Source organism: Paenibacillus sp. MER TA 81-3, assembly GCF_023713585.1.
Classification (GTDB): domain Bacteria; phylum Bacillota; class Bacilli; order Paenibacillales; family Paenibacillaceae; genus Paenibacillus_B; species Paenibacillus_B profundus.
In genome coordinates this window covers 114,445-133,061 of sequence record NZ_JAMAWB010000008.1, presented here as the reverse complement: position 1 = coordinate 133,061, position 18,617 = coordinate 114,445, and the positions used below count along the sequence as shown (strand labels likewise).

Genomic DNA, 18,617 nt, shown 5'->3' with positions numbered 1-18,617 from the left:
AGTATGGTTCATTTCAATCTGGCGGAAAATATGATATCCTTGTCAACGTGTGAAAGGAGCAGCGAACTATGTCACAGCTTGATATCTCATCACTTCTATTACTCGGAATGGCGGGTTTGGGCATTGTTAGCGGCAATTCCACCATTACGATCGCCATGATCGTGCTGCTGCTGCTGCGCGTAACCAACCTGAACAGCCTGTTCCCTTGGATAGAAAAATACGGGCTCACCGTCGGAATTATTATTTTAACGATCGGGGTCATGTCGCCGATTGCAAGCGGAAAAATGTCCGTCGAGACGATTTTGGCTTCCTTTGTGAACTGGAAATCGCTCTTGGCTGTCGTCATCGGAATGCTCGTCGCTTACCTAGGTGGACGGGGTGCTCAGCTAATGGGCCAATCCCCGACGATCGTCGCCGGATTATTGGTCGGCACGGTGCTCGGCGTCGCCTTGTTCCGCGGCGTGCCAGTCGGACCGCTCATTGCCGCTGGGATTCTATCGTTATTCATTGGCAAATCGTAATCATTGCAATATAGGAATCGTAAAACAGTACGCACAAGACGCTTCGGACGGTTCGATCGGGGCGTCCTTTTCTTTCCATGAACCGCTTTTCGCCCTCACACATCATACGACGAATCCGGTTTGCCAGCAAATGAATGGAAGCGTTACAATCGGGATAAAGGATTCAAAAAGAGCGAAATAACCGCATGGGCGCGATGACATTGGGTCGTACTCGTCGGTAAAGGCAATAACCGCGGCGACGGTCTTGGCGCGGCATCTCGCTGCTGCGGGACAGGACGTCACCTTAATGCGGTACGGCCAGAGCAGCTTGGCGGCGATGCCGCCGTGGAACGCGATATCATCGAATTTTTGTAGAGCGGCGGCTTTTTATTTACTGATGGAATGAGGTTGAACGCGCCGTCATATGCTAGGCTAATGCCGTCTTCACCTCGTTTCGATAAGGTGCGAACGCAGACAAGATTACGTGGAATATAACGCACAAGGTGTAAAAATGATGCAAAAATTAGTTGACAATGCTTGAAGAACGATGCTAGAATCAACAAACAGAAGCGACTTTTTCGTACAATTTATTGAGCGGAAACATCGTCGCAGTGAACATTACTTCAGAAAGGCGGGTGAACTCCATGCGCAAATTATTTGATACCAATCAACGGAATCATGTATTCCATCAACTAATTTCATATGTTTGGAGCCCTGCCGGAAGAAACGATCATTCGTAAGCATAATGCACCAGCATCGAACCGGATCGTGATTCTCTCATGAAGTGTACCTTTGCGCGCAGCATACGCTGGCGTGCCTCGCAAGCCCTGTTCGGACACAGTCCAAGGCGAAGCGATGCGATCACTTCATATGAACAAGACGGGCGCTAATATCGCTCGAACATACACCTTGCGTAACCCAGAGGTATATCGTCTACGAACGATATACCTTTTTTATTTTTACATATTATCCTCTAAAGAGACAAAGGAAGTGAAATTTCATGCTGTCTGTACTAGGCAAGCTCGGTTGGTTCTTTAAAGAACATAAGACGAGATATATCATCGGAGTGACGATGCTAATAGTGGTTGGCGTAATCGAACTGATACCGCCTCGGCTGCTGGGGCAAGCCATCGACGACATCGTATATGGAGTCATTACGGCGGAATCGCTATTGCGTTACCTATCCTACATCCTTATCTCCATGGTCGTTATTTATGGAATCACATACGTATGGATGTACCAAATTTTTGGGGGCGCGAACTTGGTCGAGCGCAAGCTTCGTTCCAAGCTGATGCGTCATCTTCTCAAGATGACTCCTCCATTTTTCGAAAAACACCGTACCGGTGATTTGATGGCACGCGCCACGAACGATCTGCGCTCGGTATCGCAAACGACGGGATTTGGCATGCTTACTTTGACAGACTCGACCGCATTTTTGGTCGTCGTGCTGTTCGCTATGTTCCTGCTCCAGTGGAAGCTGACACTGGCGGCCTTGCTGCCGCTTCCCTTCATTGCCGTGGCCATGAACGTGTTCGGCAAAAAGATTCATGAACGCTATACGGTTGCTCAGAATGCGTTCGGAGGTATGAACGATCAGGTACTCGAATCCGTCGGCGGCGTGCGGGTGCTCCGTGCGTATGTGCAGGAGAAATCCGATGAGGCGCGCTTCCGCGGCATTACCCAGGACGTATATGAAAAAAATATTGAAGTCGCCAAAGTCGACGCCTTGTTCGATCCGACAATTCGGCTGTGTATCGGCTTGAGCTACATGATCGGATTGGGTTACGGAGCTTATCTCATCATTCATAACGAGCTGTCGCTCGGAGAACTGCTCGCGTTCAATATGTATCTCGGGATGATGATATGGCCGATGTTCGCCATCGGTAATTTGATTAACGTCATGCAGCGCGGCAACGCCTCGCTCGACCGGGTCAATGAAGTGCTGTTCTATACTCCAGACGTTCAAGATGCTGCACAGACCAAAGATGTCGCCGTTCCGGAAATGCTCACCTGGAGCAATTACCGATTCCGGTATCCGGCTTCGACGGCAGACAACTTGGCTCATGTGTCATTGACTTTGCGTAAAGGACAGACGCTTGGCATCGTCGGCCGGACCGGCAGCGGGAAGTCCACCTTCGTCAAGCAACTGCTGCGCGAATATCCGATGGGCGACGGCGAGTTTCGGATTAACGGCGTTCCGGTCGAGCAGATTCCGATCGATCGCATTCATAGTTGGATCGGCTACGTGCCGCAGGAGCAGATATTATTCTCCAAAACAGTCAAGCAAAATATATTATACGGTTGCTCGGGCGGCAGCGATGACGATGTCATGAACGCCATCGACACCGCCTCCTTCACCCATGACATCCCGACTCTCTTAAACGGAGTGGAGACCCTTGTCGGCGAGAGAGGCGTCGCATTGTCCGGAGGCCAGAAGCAGCGTGTTTCGTTGGCGCGCGCCTTCATTAAAGAGCCGGAAATCTTGATACTCGATGATGCGCTCTCGGCGGTAGATGCCCGCACGGAAGCCAATATTATCGCCAACATCCGCGAGCAGCGCTCCGGCAAGACGACGCTTATTACGACGCACCGGCTGTCCGCCGTGGAGCATGCTGATAGGATTATCGTGCTCGATGACGGCAAAATCATTGAAGAAGGCACACATGAAGAGCTGTTGAAGCAAGACGGTTGGTATAAAGAACAATACGAACGTCAGCAGCTGGAATCCGGATTATAATTATAGGAGGACTTCGTATATGGAAGTGGAACAACAGACGACCGATCCGAAACATGTCGGCAAGCGCCTGTGGCAATATGCTTTGCAGTACAAAGCGAGCTTCATCATCGCTTTGCTCATGCTGATTTTAACCGTTGCTGCACAGCTCTCTGGTCCGTTTATTGCAAAAAATATAATTGATAAACATATACTGGGCATCGAAAAGCCTTACTATGAAACGTCTGCTGATGCGAAGGGCGCAATTGCTTATGAAGGACGCCACTTCAAGCGAGAGGATCGCTTTGCAGAAGTGGATTCGAAAGGCAAAGAGGTCCGTATTTTACAAGTTGGCAAGCAATTCATCTTCGTGGACGGCTCTGTCCCTGCTATTGCGGGAGAGCGTCGCTACGAAGGGGGTACATTAACGATTGGCACGGGAGCTGCCACATGGTCGTCCCCTGCAACGGCAATGACCTTGCAGCAGCTTTTAACGTTTTATCAGCCTGAAATTATCGGCATTATTCAAAATATGGCTTTATATGTCGGTCTCCTGCTCGTTAGCGTCATAATGAGCTTCGGCCAGATACTGGGGCTGCAGACGGCGGCGAACCGGGTCATCCGCAAGCTGCGGGGCGATGTATATGCGCACGTGCAGCGTCTGCCAATCCCGTATTTCGACAATTTACCTGCGGGCAAAGTCGTCTCCCGGGTAACGAATGACACGGAGGCAGTGAAGGATCTGTTCGTCTCGGTGCTGGAGAGCTTCACCTCAGGTATCATTACGATTACAGGTATTTATGTGGCACTGTTCATTCTGGATGTGAAGCTGGCATTGATTTGCACGTTCGTGCTGCCGATTATTATTATTTGGATTGTGCTCTACCGTAAATTTGCAACAAAATATAACAAAGTGATACGCTCGCGATTGAGCTCCATCAATGCAATGATTAACGAATCCATTCAAGGGATCCCGGTCATTCGCTCGTTCCGCCGTCAGAAAGAAACGATGGAGGAATTCGAAAATTGGAATGAAGAATATTTGGCGAATCAGAACAAGATGTTGAATTTGAACGCATTAACGTCTCATAATTTGGTTACCGTCTTGCGAAATATTTCTTTTGCGGTAGTGCTGTGGTATTTCGGAGGAGCGTCGCTGAGTGGTTCTGGGGTGATTACACTCGGTGTGCTGTATGCATTTTCAGACCTGTTGAATCGCTTGTTCCAACCGATTACAGGCATGGTCAACCAGTTGGCCAGCTTGGATTCATCACTCGTCTCGGCGGGCCGCGTATTCGAGTTGATGGATGAACCGGGCGAAGTGCTCTCCGAAGGCTCTATGCCTCGTTACCAAGGTCATGTCGAGTTCGATCAAGTTTCCTTCGCCTATAAAGAAGACTTTGTATTGAAACAAATTTCGTTCGAAGCAAAGCCGGGTCAGACGGTGGCGCTTGTCGGGCATACTGGATCAGGAAAAAGCTCGATTATGAACCTGCTATTCCGCTTCTATGATCCGCAAAAAGGCGAGGTCCGCATTGACGGCACACCGATAACGAGCGTGCCAAAGCAGTGGATACGCGAGCATATGGGCATTGTGCTGCAGGACCCGTATTTGTTCACCGGGACGATTGCGAGCAACGTCAGCTTGAATGACCCGCGAATTTCGCGTCAACAAGTAGAGGACGCATTGCGGGCTGTCGGGGCTGATCGTGTGCTGAAAGGGCTGCCTAACGGGTTCGACGAACCCGTCGTTGAGAAAGGAAGCACACTGTCTGCCGGACAGCGGCAGTTAATCTCGTTCGCACGGGCGCTCGCCTTTCAACCGGCCATTCTTATTCTGGATGAAGCAACGGCCAATATCGATACGGAGACGGAGTCTATCATTCAAGAGGCGCTAGACGTGCTGAAGCGCGGACGCACCACATTCATCATTGCTCACCGTCTGTCCACAATTCGCAGCGCCGACGTCATTCTCGTTCTACATCGGGGTGAAATCGCCGAACGCGGATCTCACGATGAGCTGATGGCGCTAAAAGGCCGTTATTACAAAATGTATCAATTGCAGCAAGGCGCGGGCAATACAGCTACAAATACGGATGTGTACGGTGTGCAGCACACCGCCGCGGCACAGTCTGCCGCCACCATCGTGCCCTCCCTGTAGGCGTTAGGGCGAACTGTTAAATTACATTTTAAAAAACGAAAAGGGGCTCAAGGTAAAGGGCCTTCCCATTATTTACGCATAAGCCGTATAAAAACGCAAAATGGTGGAGCAGAATAGAACCTGCCCCACCATTTTTTGTTTTAATGAACTGAGCTGTCCCTCAAGAGATTTAACTACTTTTGGGATAGCTCCTTTCTCCTTACCTACGCTGGTCGTGCTAGTGTAAAGAGCATTTGTTTTTTATAAAATGAATTTGGTTTTCCACGCGATTCATTTCCTGCTCGATCTCATCGGACATGCCGCCGATGGCTTTTGTGCGCAACGACTCGAGCTCTGCTATAAGCTGGGGCAGATCGTCGTTTACTTGCGCACAGTTATAATCACTTTCAATATTGTCGAGCATCGTAATCCCTCCAGCCTAAAGCCTGCTGCTATTTGCTTTTGTTTTTTCCTTTTGCGTTGTTGGCGTCCGAAGTGCGTGTCGTCGTGTTTTGTCTGGAATGCCCTTGCTGTTTGTGTGCCATTGTTATACACATCCTTTGTCATGGTTTAGTATGCTGCAATGAATGAATTCAAATGAATTCCCATCAACTAGCCTTCCTGCTTAGGAATGCGGTTGAGGCTTGGTGGTCGGGCGCCCGCTTTCTCAGGCTTAAGCGTGATGCTTTCTTCTTTTTGGCTTGATTTGTTCTGCTGTTGATGAATGCGTTCCGCTTTATTGTGCGGCATGCCGCTCACCTCCACCCTTATCCTTCCCACAGCACACTCTTTTATGACGAAGGACATGATGCAATTACTGCTTGTTGCTGTCGTTCGAGTTGACCTTGAATTGCGTCAGCATCGATTCCATATCCCGACTCAATGACAATAAGCTGTCAGCAGAGGCGGCAATCTGTTCCGTGAGCGCCGACTGTTCTTCCGTCGTAGCAGCGACGCGGGACGTATGATCGTGGGAGCTCTCGGCGACGCTGGACAACTGCTCGACGAGCAGCGAGACATCTTCGCAGGATTGCGCAATCTGCTTAGCGATCGTTCGATACTGCTCCACCTGCTCATTCGTCTGAGCAATGGCTGAGGATATGCTGCTGAAGGCGTTATCTGCCTCTTGGACCGCCGTCAGACCATGCATAACCGCATCCTGCTGCCGCAGCGCGGCTTGCTCGGTCATCATTTGCTTTGCATGAACTTCATGAATCAACTCCATAATAGTATGAAGTGAACGCTTCGAATGCTCTGCCAATTGGCGCACTTCCAACGCGACTACCTGGAAGCCCCGTCCGTGCTCACCGGCGCGAGCAGCTTCAATCGAGGTATTCAACGCGAGCAGCTCCGTCTGCTTGACACTATTTTGGATTAAGCTGGCGGCCCCGTTAATCTGGTTGACCACTTCAGACAAGCTTGAAAAAGCGTGGTGCGTCTCTTCGGATGCGGATTGGATGACATTCATCTGCTCGACCGCTCGTTCCACGACATTACGCCCAGTATTTGCCTGTGTTGAAGATTGCTGCATCCATAGCGCTACTTGATCAGATGATGCCGCGATCTGCTGAACGCCTGTTGCAATTTCACCCATCGCTGCTTTCGTCTCTTTCGCGTTATGCTGCTGCTCCAACGCTCCGTTCGTCACTTCCATCATCGCGCTTGCCGCTTCTTGCGCCGCGATGGCTGTTTCTTCCGCGCCGCGCTTCAGCTCTTGCGACGATATCGACACATTGTTCGCAGCTTGCTGTACGCTCTGCAGCAAATTCCCCAGTCGATCAATCATATGATTGAATACGGTTGACAGCCGCCCGATTTCGTCTTGCGTCTTCACATCCAGCTTCACCGTCAGATCGCCTTCCGCTGCTTGCTCACTAAGACGATGGATGACGTTAAGCGGCTTGAGTTGGCGGTAAATATACCAAGTGAGAATAAGCATGCCGACGAATCCCAACGCCAAACCGGTAATGAGCGCCTGCTTCAAGTAGTTCATGAACTCTTGCTTGACCGGTGTGTAGTCAAAATCAAGCACAAAGTAAGCAAGCGTCTTGCCGCGATCATCCTTGACCGGCGCAATCGCGCTAATCAGCGTATCATCACCGATAAGGAACTCGTCGGACAAGGCTTGTCCCTTCTTCATCATCTCTTTATATGCCTCTTCAATGGATGGCGGCATTTCGTAGGTCTTGTTCGCGGTCACCCCTTGCTGTTCAAGGCCGCTATTCGCTTGCAGAATACGAAATGCGGCACGTTCCGCCCCTTCTTGCTTCCCTTCAGGCACAATAAGGAAGGCGTTTACAATGTCATCCTTGGCAATGACATTAAGACGTCCGCGTATGAGCCTGAAGATCGAATCTTCCATCGGCGCATTGGCTTCTTTGCTCTGCAGCATGTCGGATGCTTGCCGGATCGCGCCCTTTACATCGGTTAATTCCATCTTCACGAACAATTCATGCTTTTGTTGTAAAAAGTCCAGGTATAACGCTTTTTCACGAGAATACTCCCGCATGATGAAAAAGCCGCTAATCGCCATCACAATGATGTACGAAACCAAAATAAGCTTCGGAATGATGCTGCGCTTAAACCAATCCATGAGCGTCCCCCTTTTCAATCTTGCTTACAATAAAGTAATCTTCATGGATTTTATCATATTTTTGGAAGCGCGTATGCATCTTTTTAGATCATTTATCCCCCCAATACGACACGATCATCGACGAATTGCTCTCCAAGCACCCGTTCGAACTCACGCAGCAGTTCCTCGACCGTCAGTGAGCCTTTGTCAGCTGCCGCAATATCTAGCACGATTCTGCCTTTATCCATCATTATCAGCCGGTTGCCGAACCGAATCGCCTGCTCCATATTGTGCGTCACCATTAATGTCGTTAGCGAGGACCTCCGGACGATTTCTTCCGTCAAACGTGTAATCAGTTCGGCACGAGCCGGATCAAGGGCCGCCGTATGCTCATCTAACAGCAAAATGCTAGGATTCGTAAATGTCGCCATCAGCAAGCTAAGCGCTTGGCGCTCCCCACCAGATAACAGGCCGACCTTCGCACTCAAGCGATCCTCAAGGCCCAGCCGCAGCTGGCCAGCTGTTCCTTGAACCACGTACGGCGATGACGGTTCACTCCTGGGCCTAGTCCACGCCTTCCTATGCGTGCTGCGGCGATAGCCAAGTTCTCCTCGATCGTCATCGCATGCGCCGTACCTGCCATTTTGAAATACTCTGCCAATCCAGCGGCTCCGCCGATGCTCGGGCATCGATGTCACATCGCGGTCATCGATGATTACATTCCCGATGTCGGGAAGGATTACACCAGATATAATATTCATCAACGTCGATTTGCCTGCCCCGTTGCTGCCGATAATCGTCACGAAATCACCTTGATTCAGATGCAAATGAATATGCGTCAGTGCCAACTTCTCGTCCGCTGTGTTCGGATTAAAAAATTTACTGACCTGTTCAATTTTCAACATTTTACTCACCGCCCTCTTTTGTATATTGAATAGCTCGCTGACGGCTTATGTTGCGCTGATTCACCGAGCGGCGAATCATAGGCAGCGTCAAGGCAACGATGACGATGACGGCTGTAAGCAGCTTCATATCAGTCGCGTTCATCTGCAAACGCAGCGCGATCGCGACGATAACACGATATAATACAGCGCCCAGAAGAACGGCAAATGTCGCCCGTGCGATGGTGCGATGTCCAAAGGGTGGCTTCGCCGATAATAACCGAAGCTAATCCGACTACGATCATGCCCACGCCTGATTGAATGTCGGCAAAGCCTTGTGACTGTGCGATCAAGGCGCCTGAGAAAGCAACAAGCGCATTGGAGAGACTGACCCCGAGTATAAGTGTACTGTCGGTATGAACGCCGAAGCTGCGTATCCTCCCATAACGATGAGCATCGTGTATCCTAGCGACAATGGGGTCAATACCGTATCCGTGTTCACTATCCCGATGTTGGCCTTCCCCATAATGCGCAAGTTGATGGAATAAAGGGCGATCATCATCAAAATACCAGACAAAAGCGCATTGATTTTACCTTTCGTATGGATAAGCCCCGTAATCATCCCCGCTATGCCCCCTCCTAAAAAGGCGAGCACTGTGCCGATTAACGGATGAATGTCCGATGTAATGCATAGCGCGGCAATCGCCGCCCCTGTCGTAAAGCTGCCGTCTACCGTCAAATCCGGAAAATCCAAAATTCGAAACGTTATATATACTCCAAGCGCCATAATGGCATATAACAAACCGAGTTCAACTGATTTTTGCATTGCCATCAAAAATCCACTCATCACTTGTTCCTCCTTAATAATCTTATAAAATAAAGAACGGCCTGCAATGATGCAGGTCGTATTATCCGTCTTCACCGGACAACGTGCCGTCACCTTGCCGACCGTTCTTGCCGACCATACATTTCGTTCCGCTCAGTACCTCGGCAGATGCGATATCGCTTTTATTCGAATAAGTTATCTGGCTTCACTTCTTGTTTCAGCGCATCCGACACTTCAAAGCCTTGCGCTGCCGCAGCCTTCAAGTTCAAGGCCAGATCAAGCGATTCAGGGAATTTGGCCGCGATATCCGACGCCTTCTTGCCATCCTTCAATATTTCTACTGCCATTTTGCCTGTCGTGTAACCAAGATCGAAATATTCAAAGCCATAGGATGCCACACCGCCGTTCTTGACCGAATCTTTCTCTGCCACAAACAGGCGGAATTTTGTTGTCATTCGCAACGCCAACCGCAGCGCTTAATGCGCTGACCACCGTATTGTCGGAAGGCACATAGATTGCCTGCACCTTGCCAACAAGCGATTCGGCAGCCTGCTTCACTTCAGAGCTGTTCGTGACCGGCGCTTTATGAACGGGTTAAGCCTAGCTTTGTCAGCGACTCCTCCGCTTGTGTCACGTTCACGATCGTGTTTTGCTCGCCTTCGTTGGCTAATATGCCGACCGCCGTTACGTCCTTCACATTGTTCTTGATAAACTCCATCAGCTTCGAAATCGCTTCCGGGTGCAGGTCAGTCGTTCCCGTCACGTTACCGCCCGGACTCTCCATACTCTTCACCAAGCCTGCCCCAATCGGGTCCGTTACAGCAGTAAACAGAACCGGGATATCCTGCGCTTGTCTCCCACGATATGGACTGAATTATAATCTGCACTAATGCGACGCATCGATAGTCAATTACCGTTTTTATGGTTTAATGTACAAAAGCATGAACCCAGTAACGTACCATTGACATAATTGTATATATTTATGCCGTCTCGTCAATATAAACGTTTGATATTTATGGTATTTTTTAGGTGGAAAATGGGTGTTTTATAGCTTTCTTGTTCCATATATAAACAAAGCCATCTTTCTTCACTGCTGTCGAAAGATGGCTTTGTTGGATGTATGTTTCACACGAATGTGAATTTTTCTTTATTGCGTTGTGTGATGAAGATGGCTGCCTCCCTGCTTCCTGCTCTCGATTTCAATGCGCAGCAGCTCTACGAAAGAAGGCTCTAACTCCATACGGAGCGCTTCTTGATAAGCTTCTAACAAAGATTCGTCTTTTAATAGCGCAAACATGATTGCTCTCTCTATACTCCTTTGTTCGTGCTGTCTCGATAATCACGCCGGCGAGCCACACCATCTGCATACGCGGCATCCACCACCGCGTCGCGAACCTTGGACACGACCTGCGTGTTAAAGACGCTCGGAATAATATATAGTTCACTTAATTCTTCAGGGGACACCACTTCCGCAATCGCATGGGCCGCCGCCAGCTTCATGCGCTCGGTCACTTTGGAGGCGCGGCAATCCAGCACGCCACGGAACAACCCTGGGAAGCAGAGCACATTGTTAATCTGATTCGGGTAATCCGAGCGGCCAGTCGCAATAATGCGGGCTATGCCTTCGATTTCCTCTGGATCGATTTCGGGTGTCGGGTTCGCCATCGCGAATATGATCGGATCCGACGCCATCGCAGATACGTCTTCCTTCTTCAACACACCTGGACCCGATACGCCGATGAACACGTCCGCCCCTTTAATGACATCAGACAGCATGCCGCGCTCACCATTCGGATTCGTCTTCGCCGCAAAACGGTTCCAAGCCTCGTTCGCGTACAATTCATCCCGATTAAGCGCTCCTTGCCGATCGACGCCGATAACGTTGACCGCTCCAGCGGACATTAGCATTTCCGTACATGCCATTCCAGCTGCGCCGATGCCGCACAATATGATCTTGCAATCTTCTATCCGCTTGCCGACGATGCGCAGCGAGTTCAAAATACCGGCAAGCAAGACGACAGCCGTACCGTGCTGATCGTCATGGAAGACCGGGATGTCGAGCAGCTCGTTCAGACGCTGTTCGATCTCGAAGCAGCGCGGTGCTGAAATATCCTCCAAATTGATGCCGCCGAAGGCTGGTGCGATCGCCTGAATCGTCCGGATAATCTCTTCCGTATCCTGCGTATCGAGACAGATCGGGAACGCGTCGACATTCGCGAATTGCTTGAACAGCATCGCCTTCCCTTCCATGACCGGCATCGCGGCCATCGCACCGATATCGCCCAGTCCGAGCACGGCCGTTCCGTCTGAGACGACGGCAACCGTATCCCGCTTAATCGTCAGCGTATAGGCACGAGAAGGATCCTCGTGAATTGCCATACAGACACGTGCTACACCTGGGGTATAGACACGCGACAAATCATCGCGGTTCCGGATCGGAACCTTTGGCTGCATTTCAATTTTGCCGCCCAAATGAAGCAGGAACGTCTGGTCCGATACGTTAACGATTTTGACGCCTTCCACTTGCTTCAAATGTTGGACGATGCGATCGCCTACGCTGCCGTCATATACGTTAACCGTAATGTCGCGAACTGTTGATGTCGCTGTGCCGCGAATGACGTCAATCGCAACAATGTCACCGCCGCCTTCACCGATAGCTGCTGCAACTTGTGCAAATGTGCACTGATTTTTATCAATTTCCATACGAATAATAATATTCGTGCTTGACCCTAACGACTTGGCCATTGTCGTCACTCTCCCTTGGCGTAAGATCCTTTATAAGCGTTCTAAGATGCCCGCCAACAATGCGGCTCTGCGCGGAAGTTCTGTAAGCCATATATATTCTGACGATGAATGTGCTCCGTCTCCGCGGACTCCAAGCCCGTCCAATGTCGGCGTTCCGCATGCTGCAATAAAATTCCCATCACTGACTCCGCCCGTGCTCGTTTCACCGAGATCAAGGTTCAATTGATCCCAGGCAGCCCCGCGGGCGATATTGAACAGTCGTTCGATTTGCTTCGTTCTTTCCATCGGCGGGCGATTCATATCCCCAGTCATTTGCATGCGAACTTCGGGATGAAAGGGCGTCAGATGGTTCATTCTCGCTGCAAAATGCCGAAAATCGTCCATCGTCTGCACGCGAACATCAATTTCCGCCGTCGCGCGATCTGCTATGACATTCGCACCGATGCCCCCGTTTACGACACCTACGTTGATATAAATGCCGCGGCTTGGTTCGGACCAAGTATGCAATCTAATAATCTGTCGCGCCATCTCCTCGACTGCGGACACGCCCGCCTCCGGGTTGACTCCGGCGTGGGCTGACCGTCCTTCCAAGGACAGCAGGAAGCGACCGCTGCCTTTGCGGGCGGTCTTTACCGCTCCATACGGTTCCATGGGAGGCTCCAGCACAAAGGCGGCCTCGCTCTTGCGCGCATAAGATTCGATCCATTGCCGGGAGGTGGGACTCCCAATTTCTTCATCACTATTAATTAATAACACAATTGATAGCTGTTGGGAAAGTTTATTTGTCGTTTGCAGCAATTTTAATGCAAATAATGCTTGAATAAGACCTGCCTTCATATCGTAGACGCCAGGACCGAAGGCGCGATCCCCATCAATTCGGAACGGCCTGAGCTTCGCCTCGCCAGCAGGCCATACCGTATCCGCATGGCCGACCAGCAGAACTTGCCTCGGACCATTGCCTACACGAACGGCCAACCGATCTCCGTATTGCCGGTTCGGAACGCGCTCTACCTGTGCTTGGAGAACTTCGCTGCAGCGTGCAGCATACCAACCGATCATCCGGTCCGTTAATGACTTGTCCGTGGACGGAGAATCCATGTTGACACTCTCCGCCAAGAGAGCGACCATGTCCGGCAACCAACGTTCGAGCTGCGATACAAAATTCATAGGTTCTCGACCTGCCTTAATGGGAATGCGAATTGGAACCGAATAAGCGGTCTAATCCATATACCCGTTCTAAGATGAAAATAAAAATAAGACTAAGTAAAATCATGATGGATGAAATCGAAGCGACAAGCGGAGTCAGCGACTCCTGCATATAGTTGAATATCGCCATCGGCAGCGTGGTCGTCGACGGCGAAACGAGAAAGAGCGATACCGTCACGTTATCGAATGAAGTTAAGAAGGCGAACACCATTCCGGAGAAGATCGCTGGCCGGATGACCGGGAGCGTAATGTCCCAGAAGGTGCGTATCGGGTGAGCGCCCAATATAGCAGCCGCTCGTTCCAATGTATAATCGAAGGAGCTGAGTCCAGTTAACACCAGCCGCACTACGTACGGCACCGAAATGAGTATATGAGATAAGAGAAGTCCTGTAAACGTTCCTGCGAGCCCGATCCGTGTAAAAAATAAGAGTGCTGAAATCCCGATAATGAGTGAAGGCACCGTTAGCGGCGACAGCAAGAGAGCGTTAATCGCACCGCTGCCAGGCGGCCTGTATTTGTGAAGCGCCAACGCAGCCAGCGTGCCGAAGAGCGTTGCAATGACAGCGGCCAGCACCGCTAGCTTCAAGCTGAGCCAGAAGGAATCGACGAATTCGGGACGATCGAATATTTTGATATACCATTGCAGTGAAAAGCCTTCCGGCGGAAATCTCAGCACACCTGTCGATGTGAACGAGGTGGGAACGATAATAAGCAGTGGTGAAATGACCATCAGCACGACAAAGAACGTAATTAGGCCAAGCGGCGTGAGGCGGAAACGTCCTGATTCCCTCATCATGATGAGAACACCTCCTTATATCGCTTCGTCTCGACCAGCTTCGTAAAGAGCGCAACCAACCCCAGTGTCGAACCGAGCAGTAAGAAAGCAAGCGCCGCTCCGAGCGACCAATCGTAAGCAGCCATCATCTTCTCATACGCGATGACAGGCATGACCTTCACAGAAGTGCCTCCCATAAGGGCCGGCGTCACGAACGCGCTCATTGCCAGACTGAATACGAGCGTCGTCCCCGCAAAGATGCCAGGCATGCTGAGCGGCAAGGTCACGCTGAAGAACATGCGCGCCTTGGATGCCCCGAGAATTCCGGCCGCCTTATATAATGAAGCATCTACCGCATACAGGCTCGTGGCCACCGCCAGCACCATGTAGACAATAAGGGAATCCGTTAACCCTATTACGACGCCGAGCTCATTGTAAAGCAAGCGCAACGGCTTATCGATAAGCCCAAGCTTCAATAATGTATTGTTAATAAAGCCGTTATCGCTCAAAATGACGACCCAGCCGAAGTTGCGTATGACAACACTGATTAAGTGCGGCGATAAAATAAGAAAAGTAATGAAACCGCGCATCTTGGGCGTTGCTCTCGCCATATACATCGCCACAGGGTAACCAAGAATAAGGCAAGCCAGCACCGTCCACAAGCTAAGCCTGACCGTGCGCCATAACACTTCAATATAATAGGGATCTTGAAAAAAGAGCTTATACTGAGCAGCCGTCCACGCTCCCGTTCCTCCGTCTTCACGAACGCTAATCATTAGCATGTATAGCATCGGCAGCACGAACACGCCTAAGATAATAATGAAGCTCGGGACGAGCAGCAGCAGCGCTGCCCACACTTTGTTGCGCGCAAGCTTGGACATCGCTTACTCCTCCTTCCACGGAAAGACACTGACGTCATGGGCATCCCATATGAGCTTGATGCGCTCCCCTTCGCCAAACCCCGCCTGACGGCGCAGCGTATGCGTACGAACGGTAACCGGAGCTCCCTCCACGTCAACGATAAGCTCGCCATAGGATCCGAGGAAAGAGATGAGGCGAACCGTGCCAAAGACTGTATTGTCTTCACCAAGGCCTGCCTTGGCATCGCGTTCCTCATGAGCTGCAGCCATTCGGATATGCTCGGGGCGGATATAAGCCGACACCCGCTCCCCTTCCTGGAACGAATACATATGTTGCTCCGCCTTCAATGTGATGCCGTTTGTCGTCACGAGCGCCCCCATGCCGTTTGACTGGGAGGTGACGACCGCCTCAAATCGATTCGATTTCCCAATAAACTCGTGCACAAATGCGGACGCTGGGGAATGGTATATGTCCTCTGGCGCACCAATTTGCTCCACCTTCCCGTGGTCCAAGACGACGATACGGTCGGATAAGTACATCGCTTCTTCCTGATCATGCGTGACGAAAATAGTCGTTACCCCAATCTCCTGCTGCAGCCGCTTCAGCTCCTCGCGCAATTCTTCCCGCAGCTTCGCATCCAAGTTGCTGAGTGGCTCGTCAAGCAAGAGCAACGACGGTTCTGTCACCAGCGCCCGGGCAATCGCAATACGCTGACGCTGTCCGCCGGATAGCTGCTTCGGATAACGATCGGCTACATGCGGCAGCTTCACCAGTTCGAGCACCTTGCGCACGCGTGCCTGCATATCACGCTTGGACGTCTTTCTCAGCTTCAGACCGTAAGCGACATTCTCTTCCACGGTCATATGCGGGAACAACGAATAGGTCTGGAACACCATGCCGAGATCGCGCTTGTTCGCAGGGACCCCATTCATCGATTTGCCTTTAATGCGCAGTTCCCCTCCATCCGGTTCCAGGAAGCCAGCGATCATATTTAATGTCGTCGTCTTCCCGCAGCCTGAAGGACCGAGGAATGTGACACACTCTCCCCGTTCCACCTGCAAGTTGAAATTGTCAACGACGGCCGTTCCTCCAAAGCGCTTGTGCACGCCCTGCAGTTCTACGTCATATTGTGTCATGAACATGCCTCCGCTCCGATAAGTATTCGCCATGAATGGTTGCTCAAAAAAGTCTCTATTTGAACACGAATTATTGTTTGCCGACCTGAGGTGCTACTTCTTTATTAAACGTATCTAGCCATTCCTTCATTTTTTGGCTGATGACTTCATAATCAAGTGCGACAATTTTGCTCTTGTCGAAATCAAGCAGCTTCCCCGTGTCCTCCGGCAATTTCACATCGACGGCCGTATTATAATACAGCTTGGTCGCGTACAGAATCTGGACATCCTCCGTCAACAGGAAATCAATGAACGCTTTTGCAGCCTCCGGATGCTTGGCGCCTTTCACCAAAGAGGCAACGTTCGGCACGATATTTGCCCCTTCCTGCGGAATAACGAATTCAAGCTCCACACCTTGATCCTTCTGCACAATGCTGCGCGCCATCGTCCATGCTGTATACACGGATGTATGATTTTGCAAATTTTGCTGCAGCTGGGCGGCCGTCTTCGCAAAGGTCGGCATATACCCGGCAATCGTTTTCAGCTTATCGAACCCTGCGGTCATGTCTTTCTCTGATCCGCCATTGGCATAAGCAAGCATAATGGTAGCGGATCGTCCGAAATTGCTGGACATTTCCGTCAGCGTAATATTTCCCTTCATCTCTGGACGAGCCAGGTCATTCCATGATTCAGGGACAGGCAGCCCTTTTTCCCGTACAAGCTTGGCATTATACGAAATACCCATTGGGGTAAAGTTGACGGTTACGCCGCTGTTCTCGTTCACCTTTAATGATTCGTCAACCTTGGACATATTCGGAATTTGGCTCGAGTCAAGTGTTTCCCACAACCCTTTTGCGCGTCCCGCCTCTTGTTCACCGCCCTCGATGACGGTGACGTCTATTTGTGGCGAGCCTTGCTGGGCAGTGACTTTCGCTACAATATCAGTCGACACGCCCGACACATATGACAGCTTGACCTCTGGGTATTTGTCATTGAACTTCTTAAAAATTTCATCCTTCATCAAGGCTTCGACCGTCGCGCCGTTTCCGGCAACAATCAGTTCGCCTGCAAGCGCAGTTGAATTGGAATCGCTTCCATTACTCTGGGTTGAAACCGATTCTCCGCAAGCTGCCAACAAAGTTCCTGCTAACGTCAAAGCCAATATCAACGAAGCCCAGCGACGTACCTTCATTATTTCCCTCCCTAATTCGTTCACATATAGTGAACACTGTTTATGAATAGTGAATATTGGTTTGATTTTAGCACAGCGATTTGGTATGTTCAATACAGATACCATGAATTTTGTCACATTTTAATCACTTATCAGGAAAAATATTGAACACATTCGTGAATTTTCGATGTCTTACGGAAAACATATTTGCAAATATCGTTTTATTTGCATATTGGTGCGTGTTCGAAAAGGAACCTTTTTGAACAAACTCTATTGAGATGCAGGGTAGGGAGAGAGAGGGTATGGAACACTATCTGACTTCCGTACAGAAATGCTGTACGCTGCTTAAAGTATTTATTAACGGCAACAAAGAATGGGGCGTCACCGACCTAAGCAAGGAGCTGCAGTGGTCCAAAGGGGCCGTGCATAAAATGCTGTCGACGCTTGAAAGCGAAGGATTCATCAAGCAGAATCCGCGAACGAAGCTGTACTCGCTCGGATATACCCTTCTGGAGCTGGGCAACAAAGTAAAGCATGATGATGATTGGGTCAGCTTCTCAAGGTCTTATTTGCAGCAGTTGGCTGAATTGACGAAAGAATCCGTCTGTCTTTGCATTCGTGACCATCGTGATGCCATCTATGTGGACAAGCTGGATTCTCCCTTACCTATCCGCTTCATCATCGATGCATACCGCCGCTTCCCGCTGTACGCGACAAGCGCATCGCGCGTTATTCTCGCCTTCAGTCCGGAGGAAATGTGGGATGCTGCACTCGAAGAGCCAATTACCGCGTTTACGGAACAATCGCTCACCGATCTTAGCGAAATACGAAGTCGTCTCGAACTCATTCGCAGCCGCGGCTATGAGATTAGCTCCAACATGCGCAATGTCGGTGTTACGGGTATCGCTGCCCCGATCTATCAAGCCGATGGCAGTGTAAATGCCTCCATCAGTCTCATCGGACCAAGTGACCGAATGGAACCGAATGTAGACCGCTGGCTCAGCGCGCTACTGCAAATGACGAAGGAAATGTCCCGCTTAGTTGGTTATAAATAACGCCTGCTAGGCAATCTTTCTTGTCAGAACCCTTCTACAAATGCAACAAGCCAAAGC

The 18,617-nt window shown here is 50.4% G+C and carries 19 protein-coding genes and 1 pseudogene; 5 read left to right on the top strand and 15 right to left on the bottom strand.

The genetic code is table 11. The annotated features are described in order from the left end of the window. Positions 1 to 68 precede the first annotated feature (68 nt). From M3650_RS13345 to M3650_RS13330, 4 genes are all read left to right on the top strand, one after another. Positions 69 to 521 (top strand): DUF441 domain-containing protein, encoded by a 453-nt coding sequence (locus tag M3650_RS13345; RefSeq protein WP_019423563.1) that lies wholly within the window; start codon positions 69 to 71, stop codon positions 519 to 521. A 244-nt stretch (positions 522 to 765) separates the two neighbouring features. Then, complete coding sequence (locus M3650_RS13340; protein ID WP_251575386.1) at positions 766 to 906, top strand: hypothetical protein; 141 nt, start codon at positions 766 to 768, stop codon at positions 904 to 906. A 594-nt stretch (positions 907 to 1,500) separates the two neighbouring features. Further along, positions 1,501 to 3,237, top strand: coding sequence for an ABC transporter ATP-binding protein (locus M3650_RS13335; protein WP_251575384.1), 1,737 nt, complete (start codon positions 1,501 to 1,503; stop codon positions 3,235 to 3,237). Positions 3,238 to 3,256: 19 nt separating this feature from the next. After that, positions 3,257 to 5,374 (top strand): ABC transporter ATP-binding protein, encoded by a 2,118-nt coding sequence (locus M3650_RS13330; protein ID WP_251575382.1) that lies wholly within the window; start codon positions 3,257 to 3,259, stop codon positions 5,372 to 5,374. A 217-nt stretch (positions 5,375 to 5,591) separates the two neighbouring features. On the opposite strand, the gene M3650_RS13325 is transcribed toward M3650_RS13330, so the two are convergent. The 15 genes and pseudogenes from M3650_RS13325 to M3650_RS13255 all read right to left on the bottom strand — a co-directional run bounded on the left by M3650_RS13325 (position 5,592) and on the right by M3650_RS13255 (position 17,526). Then, positions 5,592 to 5,777 (bottom strand): DUF2524 domain-containing protein, encoded by a 186-nt coding sequence (locus tag M3650_RS13325; RefSeq protein ID WP_251575380.1) that lies wholly within the window; start codon positions 5,775 to 5,777, stop codon positions 5,592 to 5,594. Between the two features lie 188 nt (positions 5,778 to 5,965). Beyond that, positions 5,966 to 6,103, bottom strand: a complete 138-nt coding sequence (locus M3650_RS13320) for a hypothetical protein (RefSeq protein ID WP_019423569.1) — start codon at positions 6,101 to 6,103, stop codon at positions 5,966 to 5,968. 64 nt (positions 6,104 to 6,167) lie between these two features. Next, positions 6,168 to 7,946, bottom strand: coding sequence for a methyl-accepting chemotaxis protein (locus M3650_RS13315; protein ID WP_251575378.1), 1,779 nt, complete (start codon positions 7,944 to 7,946; stop codon positions 6,168 to 6,170). A 92-nt stretch (positions 7,947 to 8,038) separates the two neighbouring features. Further along, positions 8,039 to 8,830, bottom strand: coding sequence for an ABC transporter ATP-binding protein (locus M3650_RS13310; RefSeq protein ID WP_251575375.1), 792 nt, complete (start codon positions 8,828 to 8,830; stop codon positions 8,039 to 8,041). 1 nt (position 8,831) lies between these two features. Then, positions 8,832 to 9,653: pseudogene (locus tag M3650_RS13305) on the bottom strand (ABC transporter permease). Positions 9,654 to 9,814: 161 nt separating this feature from the next. Further along, a complete protein-coding gene (locus M3650_RS13300; protein ID WP_251575373.1) occupies positions 9,815 to 10,087 on the bottom strand; it encodes an ABC transporter substrate binding protein in 273 nt (90 codons plus the stop codon). After that, entirely contained in the window at positions 10,011 to 10,190 is a 180-nt protein-coding gene (locus M3650_RS32295) for an ABC transporter substrate binding protein (protein ID WP_251575369.1), read from the bottom strand. The genes M3650_RS13300 and M3650_RS32295 overlap by 77 nt, the downstream gene beginning before the upstream one ends. A 25-nt stretch (positions 10,191 to 10,215) precedes the next feature. After that, on the bottom strand, positions 10,216 to 10,425 hold the full coding sequence (locus M3650_RS13290; RefSeq protein WP_251575368.1) for an ABC transporter substrate binding protein: 210 nt from the start codon (positions 10,423 to 10,425) through the stop codon (positions 10,216 to 10,218). Between the two features lie 354 nt (positions 10,426 to 10,779). Further along, positions 10,780 to 10,929 carry a sporulation histidine kinase inhibitor Sda gene (gene sda, locus M3650_RS13285; protein ID WP_251575366.1) on the bottom strand — a complete coding sequence of 50 codons (150 nt, stop codon included), beginning with the start codon at positions 10,927 to 10,929 and terminating at the stop codon, positions 10,780 to 10,782. A gap of 11 nt (positions 10,930 to 10,940) precedes the next feature. Further along, complete coding sequence (locus tag M3650_RS13280) at positions 10,941 to 12,377, bottom strand: NAD-dependent malic enzyme (protein WP_251575364.1); 1,437 nt, start codon at positions 12,375 to 12,377, stop codon at positions 10,941 to 10,943. Positions 12,378 to 12,407: 30 nt separating this feature from the next. Continuing rightward, positions 12,408 to 13,544 carry a M20 family metallopeptidase gene (locus M3650_RS13275; protein ID WP_251575362.1) on the bottom strand — a complete coding sequence of 379 codons (1,137 nt, stop codon included), beginning with the start codon at positions 13,542 to 13,544 and terminating at the stop codon, positions 12,408 to 12,410. Between the two features lie 16 nt (positions 13,545 to 13,560). After that, on the bottom strand, positions 13,561 to 14,379 hold the full coding sequence (locus tag M3650_RS13270; RefSeq protein ID WP_251575359.1) for an ABC transporter permease: 819 nt from the start codon (positions 14,377 to 14,379) through the stop codon (positions 13,561 to 13,563). Beyond that, positions 14,376 to 15,239, bottom strand: coding sequence for an ABC transporter permease (locus M3650_RS13265; protein ID WP_251575358.1), 864 nt, complete (start codon positions 15,237 to 15,239; stop codon positions 14,376 to 14,378). The genes M3650_RS13270 and M3650_RS13265 overlap by 4 nt, the downstream gene beginning before the upstream one ends. Positions 15,240 to 15,242: 3 nt before the next feature. After that, complete coding sequence (locus M3650_RS13260; RefSeq protein ID WP_251575356.1) at positions 15,243 to 16,355, bottom strand: ABC transporter ATP-binding protein; 1,113 nt, start codon at positions 16,353 to 16,355, stop codon at positions 15,243 to 15,245. Positions 16,356 to 16,425: 70 nt separating this feature from the next. Continuing rightward, a complete protein-coding gene (locus tag M3650_RS13255) occupies positions 16,426 to 17,526 on the bottom strand; it encodes an ABC transporter substrate-binding protein (RefSeq protein ID WP_251575354.1) in 1,101 nt (366 codons plus the stop codon). A gap of 281 nt (positions 17,527 to 17,807) precedes the next feature. On the opposite strand from M3650_RS13255, the gene M3650_RS13250 reads away from it, so the two are divergent. Continuing rightward, positions 17,808 to 18,560, top strand: coding sequence for an IclR family transcriptional regulator (locus M3650_RS13250; RefSeq protein WP_251575351.1), 753 nt, complete (start codon positions 17,808 to 17,810; stop codon positions 18,558 to 18,560). Positions 18,561 to 18,617: the final 57 nt, after the last annotated feature.

Coding starts and splice junctions, on each gene's coding strand:
- M3650_RS13320 (WP_019423569.1), bottom strand. CDS start 6,103: ATGCCGCACAATAAAGCGGAACGCATTCATCAACAGCAGAACAAATCA.
- M3650_RS13280 (WP_251575364.1), bottom strand. CDS start 12,377: ATGGCCAAGTCGTTAGGGTCAAGCACGAATATTATTATTCGTATGGAA.
- M3650_RS13325 (WP_251575380.1), bottom strand. CDS start 5,777: ATGCTCGACAATATTGAAAGTGATTATAACTGTGCGCAAGTAAACGAC.
- M3650_RS13270 (WP_251575359.1), bottom strand. CDS start 14,379: ATGATGAGGGAATCAGGACGTTTCCGCCTCACGCCGCTTGGCCTAATT.
- M3650_RS13255 (WP_251575354.1), bottom strand. CDS start 17,526: ATGAAGGTACGTCGCTGGGCTTCGTTGATATTGGCTTTGACGTTAGCA.
- M3650_RS13300 (WP_251575373.1), bottom strand. CDS start 10,087: ATGACAACAAAATTCCGCCTGTTTGTGGCAGAGAAAGATTCGGTCAAG.
- M3650_RS13335 (WP_251575384.1), top strand. CDS start 1,501: ATGCTGTCTGTACTAGGCAAGCTCGGTTGGTTCTTTAAAGAACATAAG.
- M3650_RS13315 (WP_251575378.1), bottom strand. CDS start 7,946: ATGGATTGGTTTAAGCGCAGCATCATTCCGAAGCTTATTTTGGTTTCG.
- M3650_RS13345 (WP_019423563.1), top strand. CDS start 69: ATGTCACAGCTTGATATCTCATCACTTCTATTACTCGGAATGGCGGGT.
- M3650_RS13275 (WP_251575362.1), bottom strand. CDS start 13,544: ATGAATTTTGTATCGCAGCTCGAACGTTGGTTGCCGGACATGGTCGCT.
- M3650_RS13310 (WP_251575375.1), bottom strand. CDS start 8,830: ATGTTGAAAATTGAACAGGTCAGTAAATTTTTTAATCCGAACACAGCG.
- M3650_RS13330 (WP_251575382.1), top strand. CDS start 3,257: ATGGAAGTGGAACAACAGACGACCGATCCGAAACATGTCGGCAAGCGC.
- M3650_RS13260 (WP_251575356.1), bottom strand. CDS start 16,355: ATGACACAATATGACGTAGAACTGCAGGGCGTGCACAAGCGCTTTGGA.
- sda (WP_251575366.1), bottom strand. CDS start 10,929: ATGTTTGCGCTATTAAAAGACGAATCTTTGTTAGAAGCTTATCAAGAA.
- M3650_RS13250 (WP_251575351.1), top strand. CDS start 17,808: ATGGAACACTATCTGACTTCCGTACAGAAATGCTGTACGCTGCTTAAA.
- M3650_RS13265 (WP_251575358.1), bottom strand. CDS start 15,239: ATGTCCAAGCTTGCGCGCAACAAAGTGTGGGCAGCGCTGCTGCTGCTC.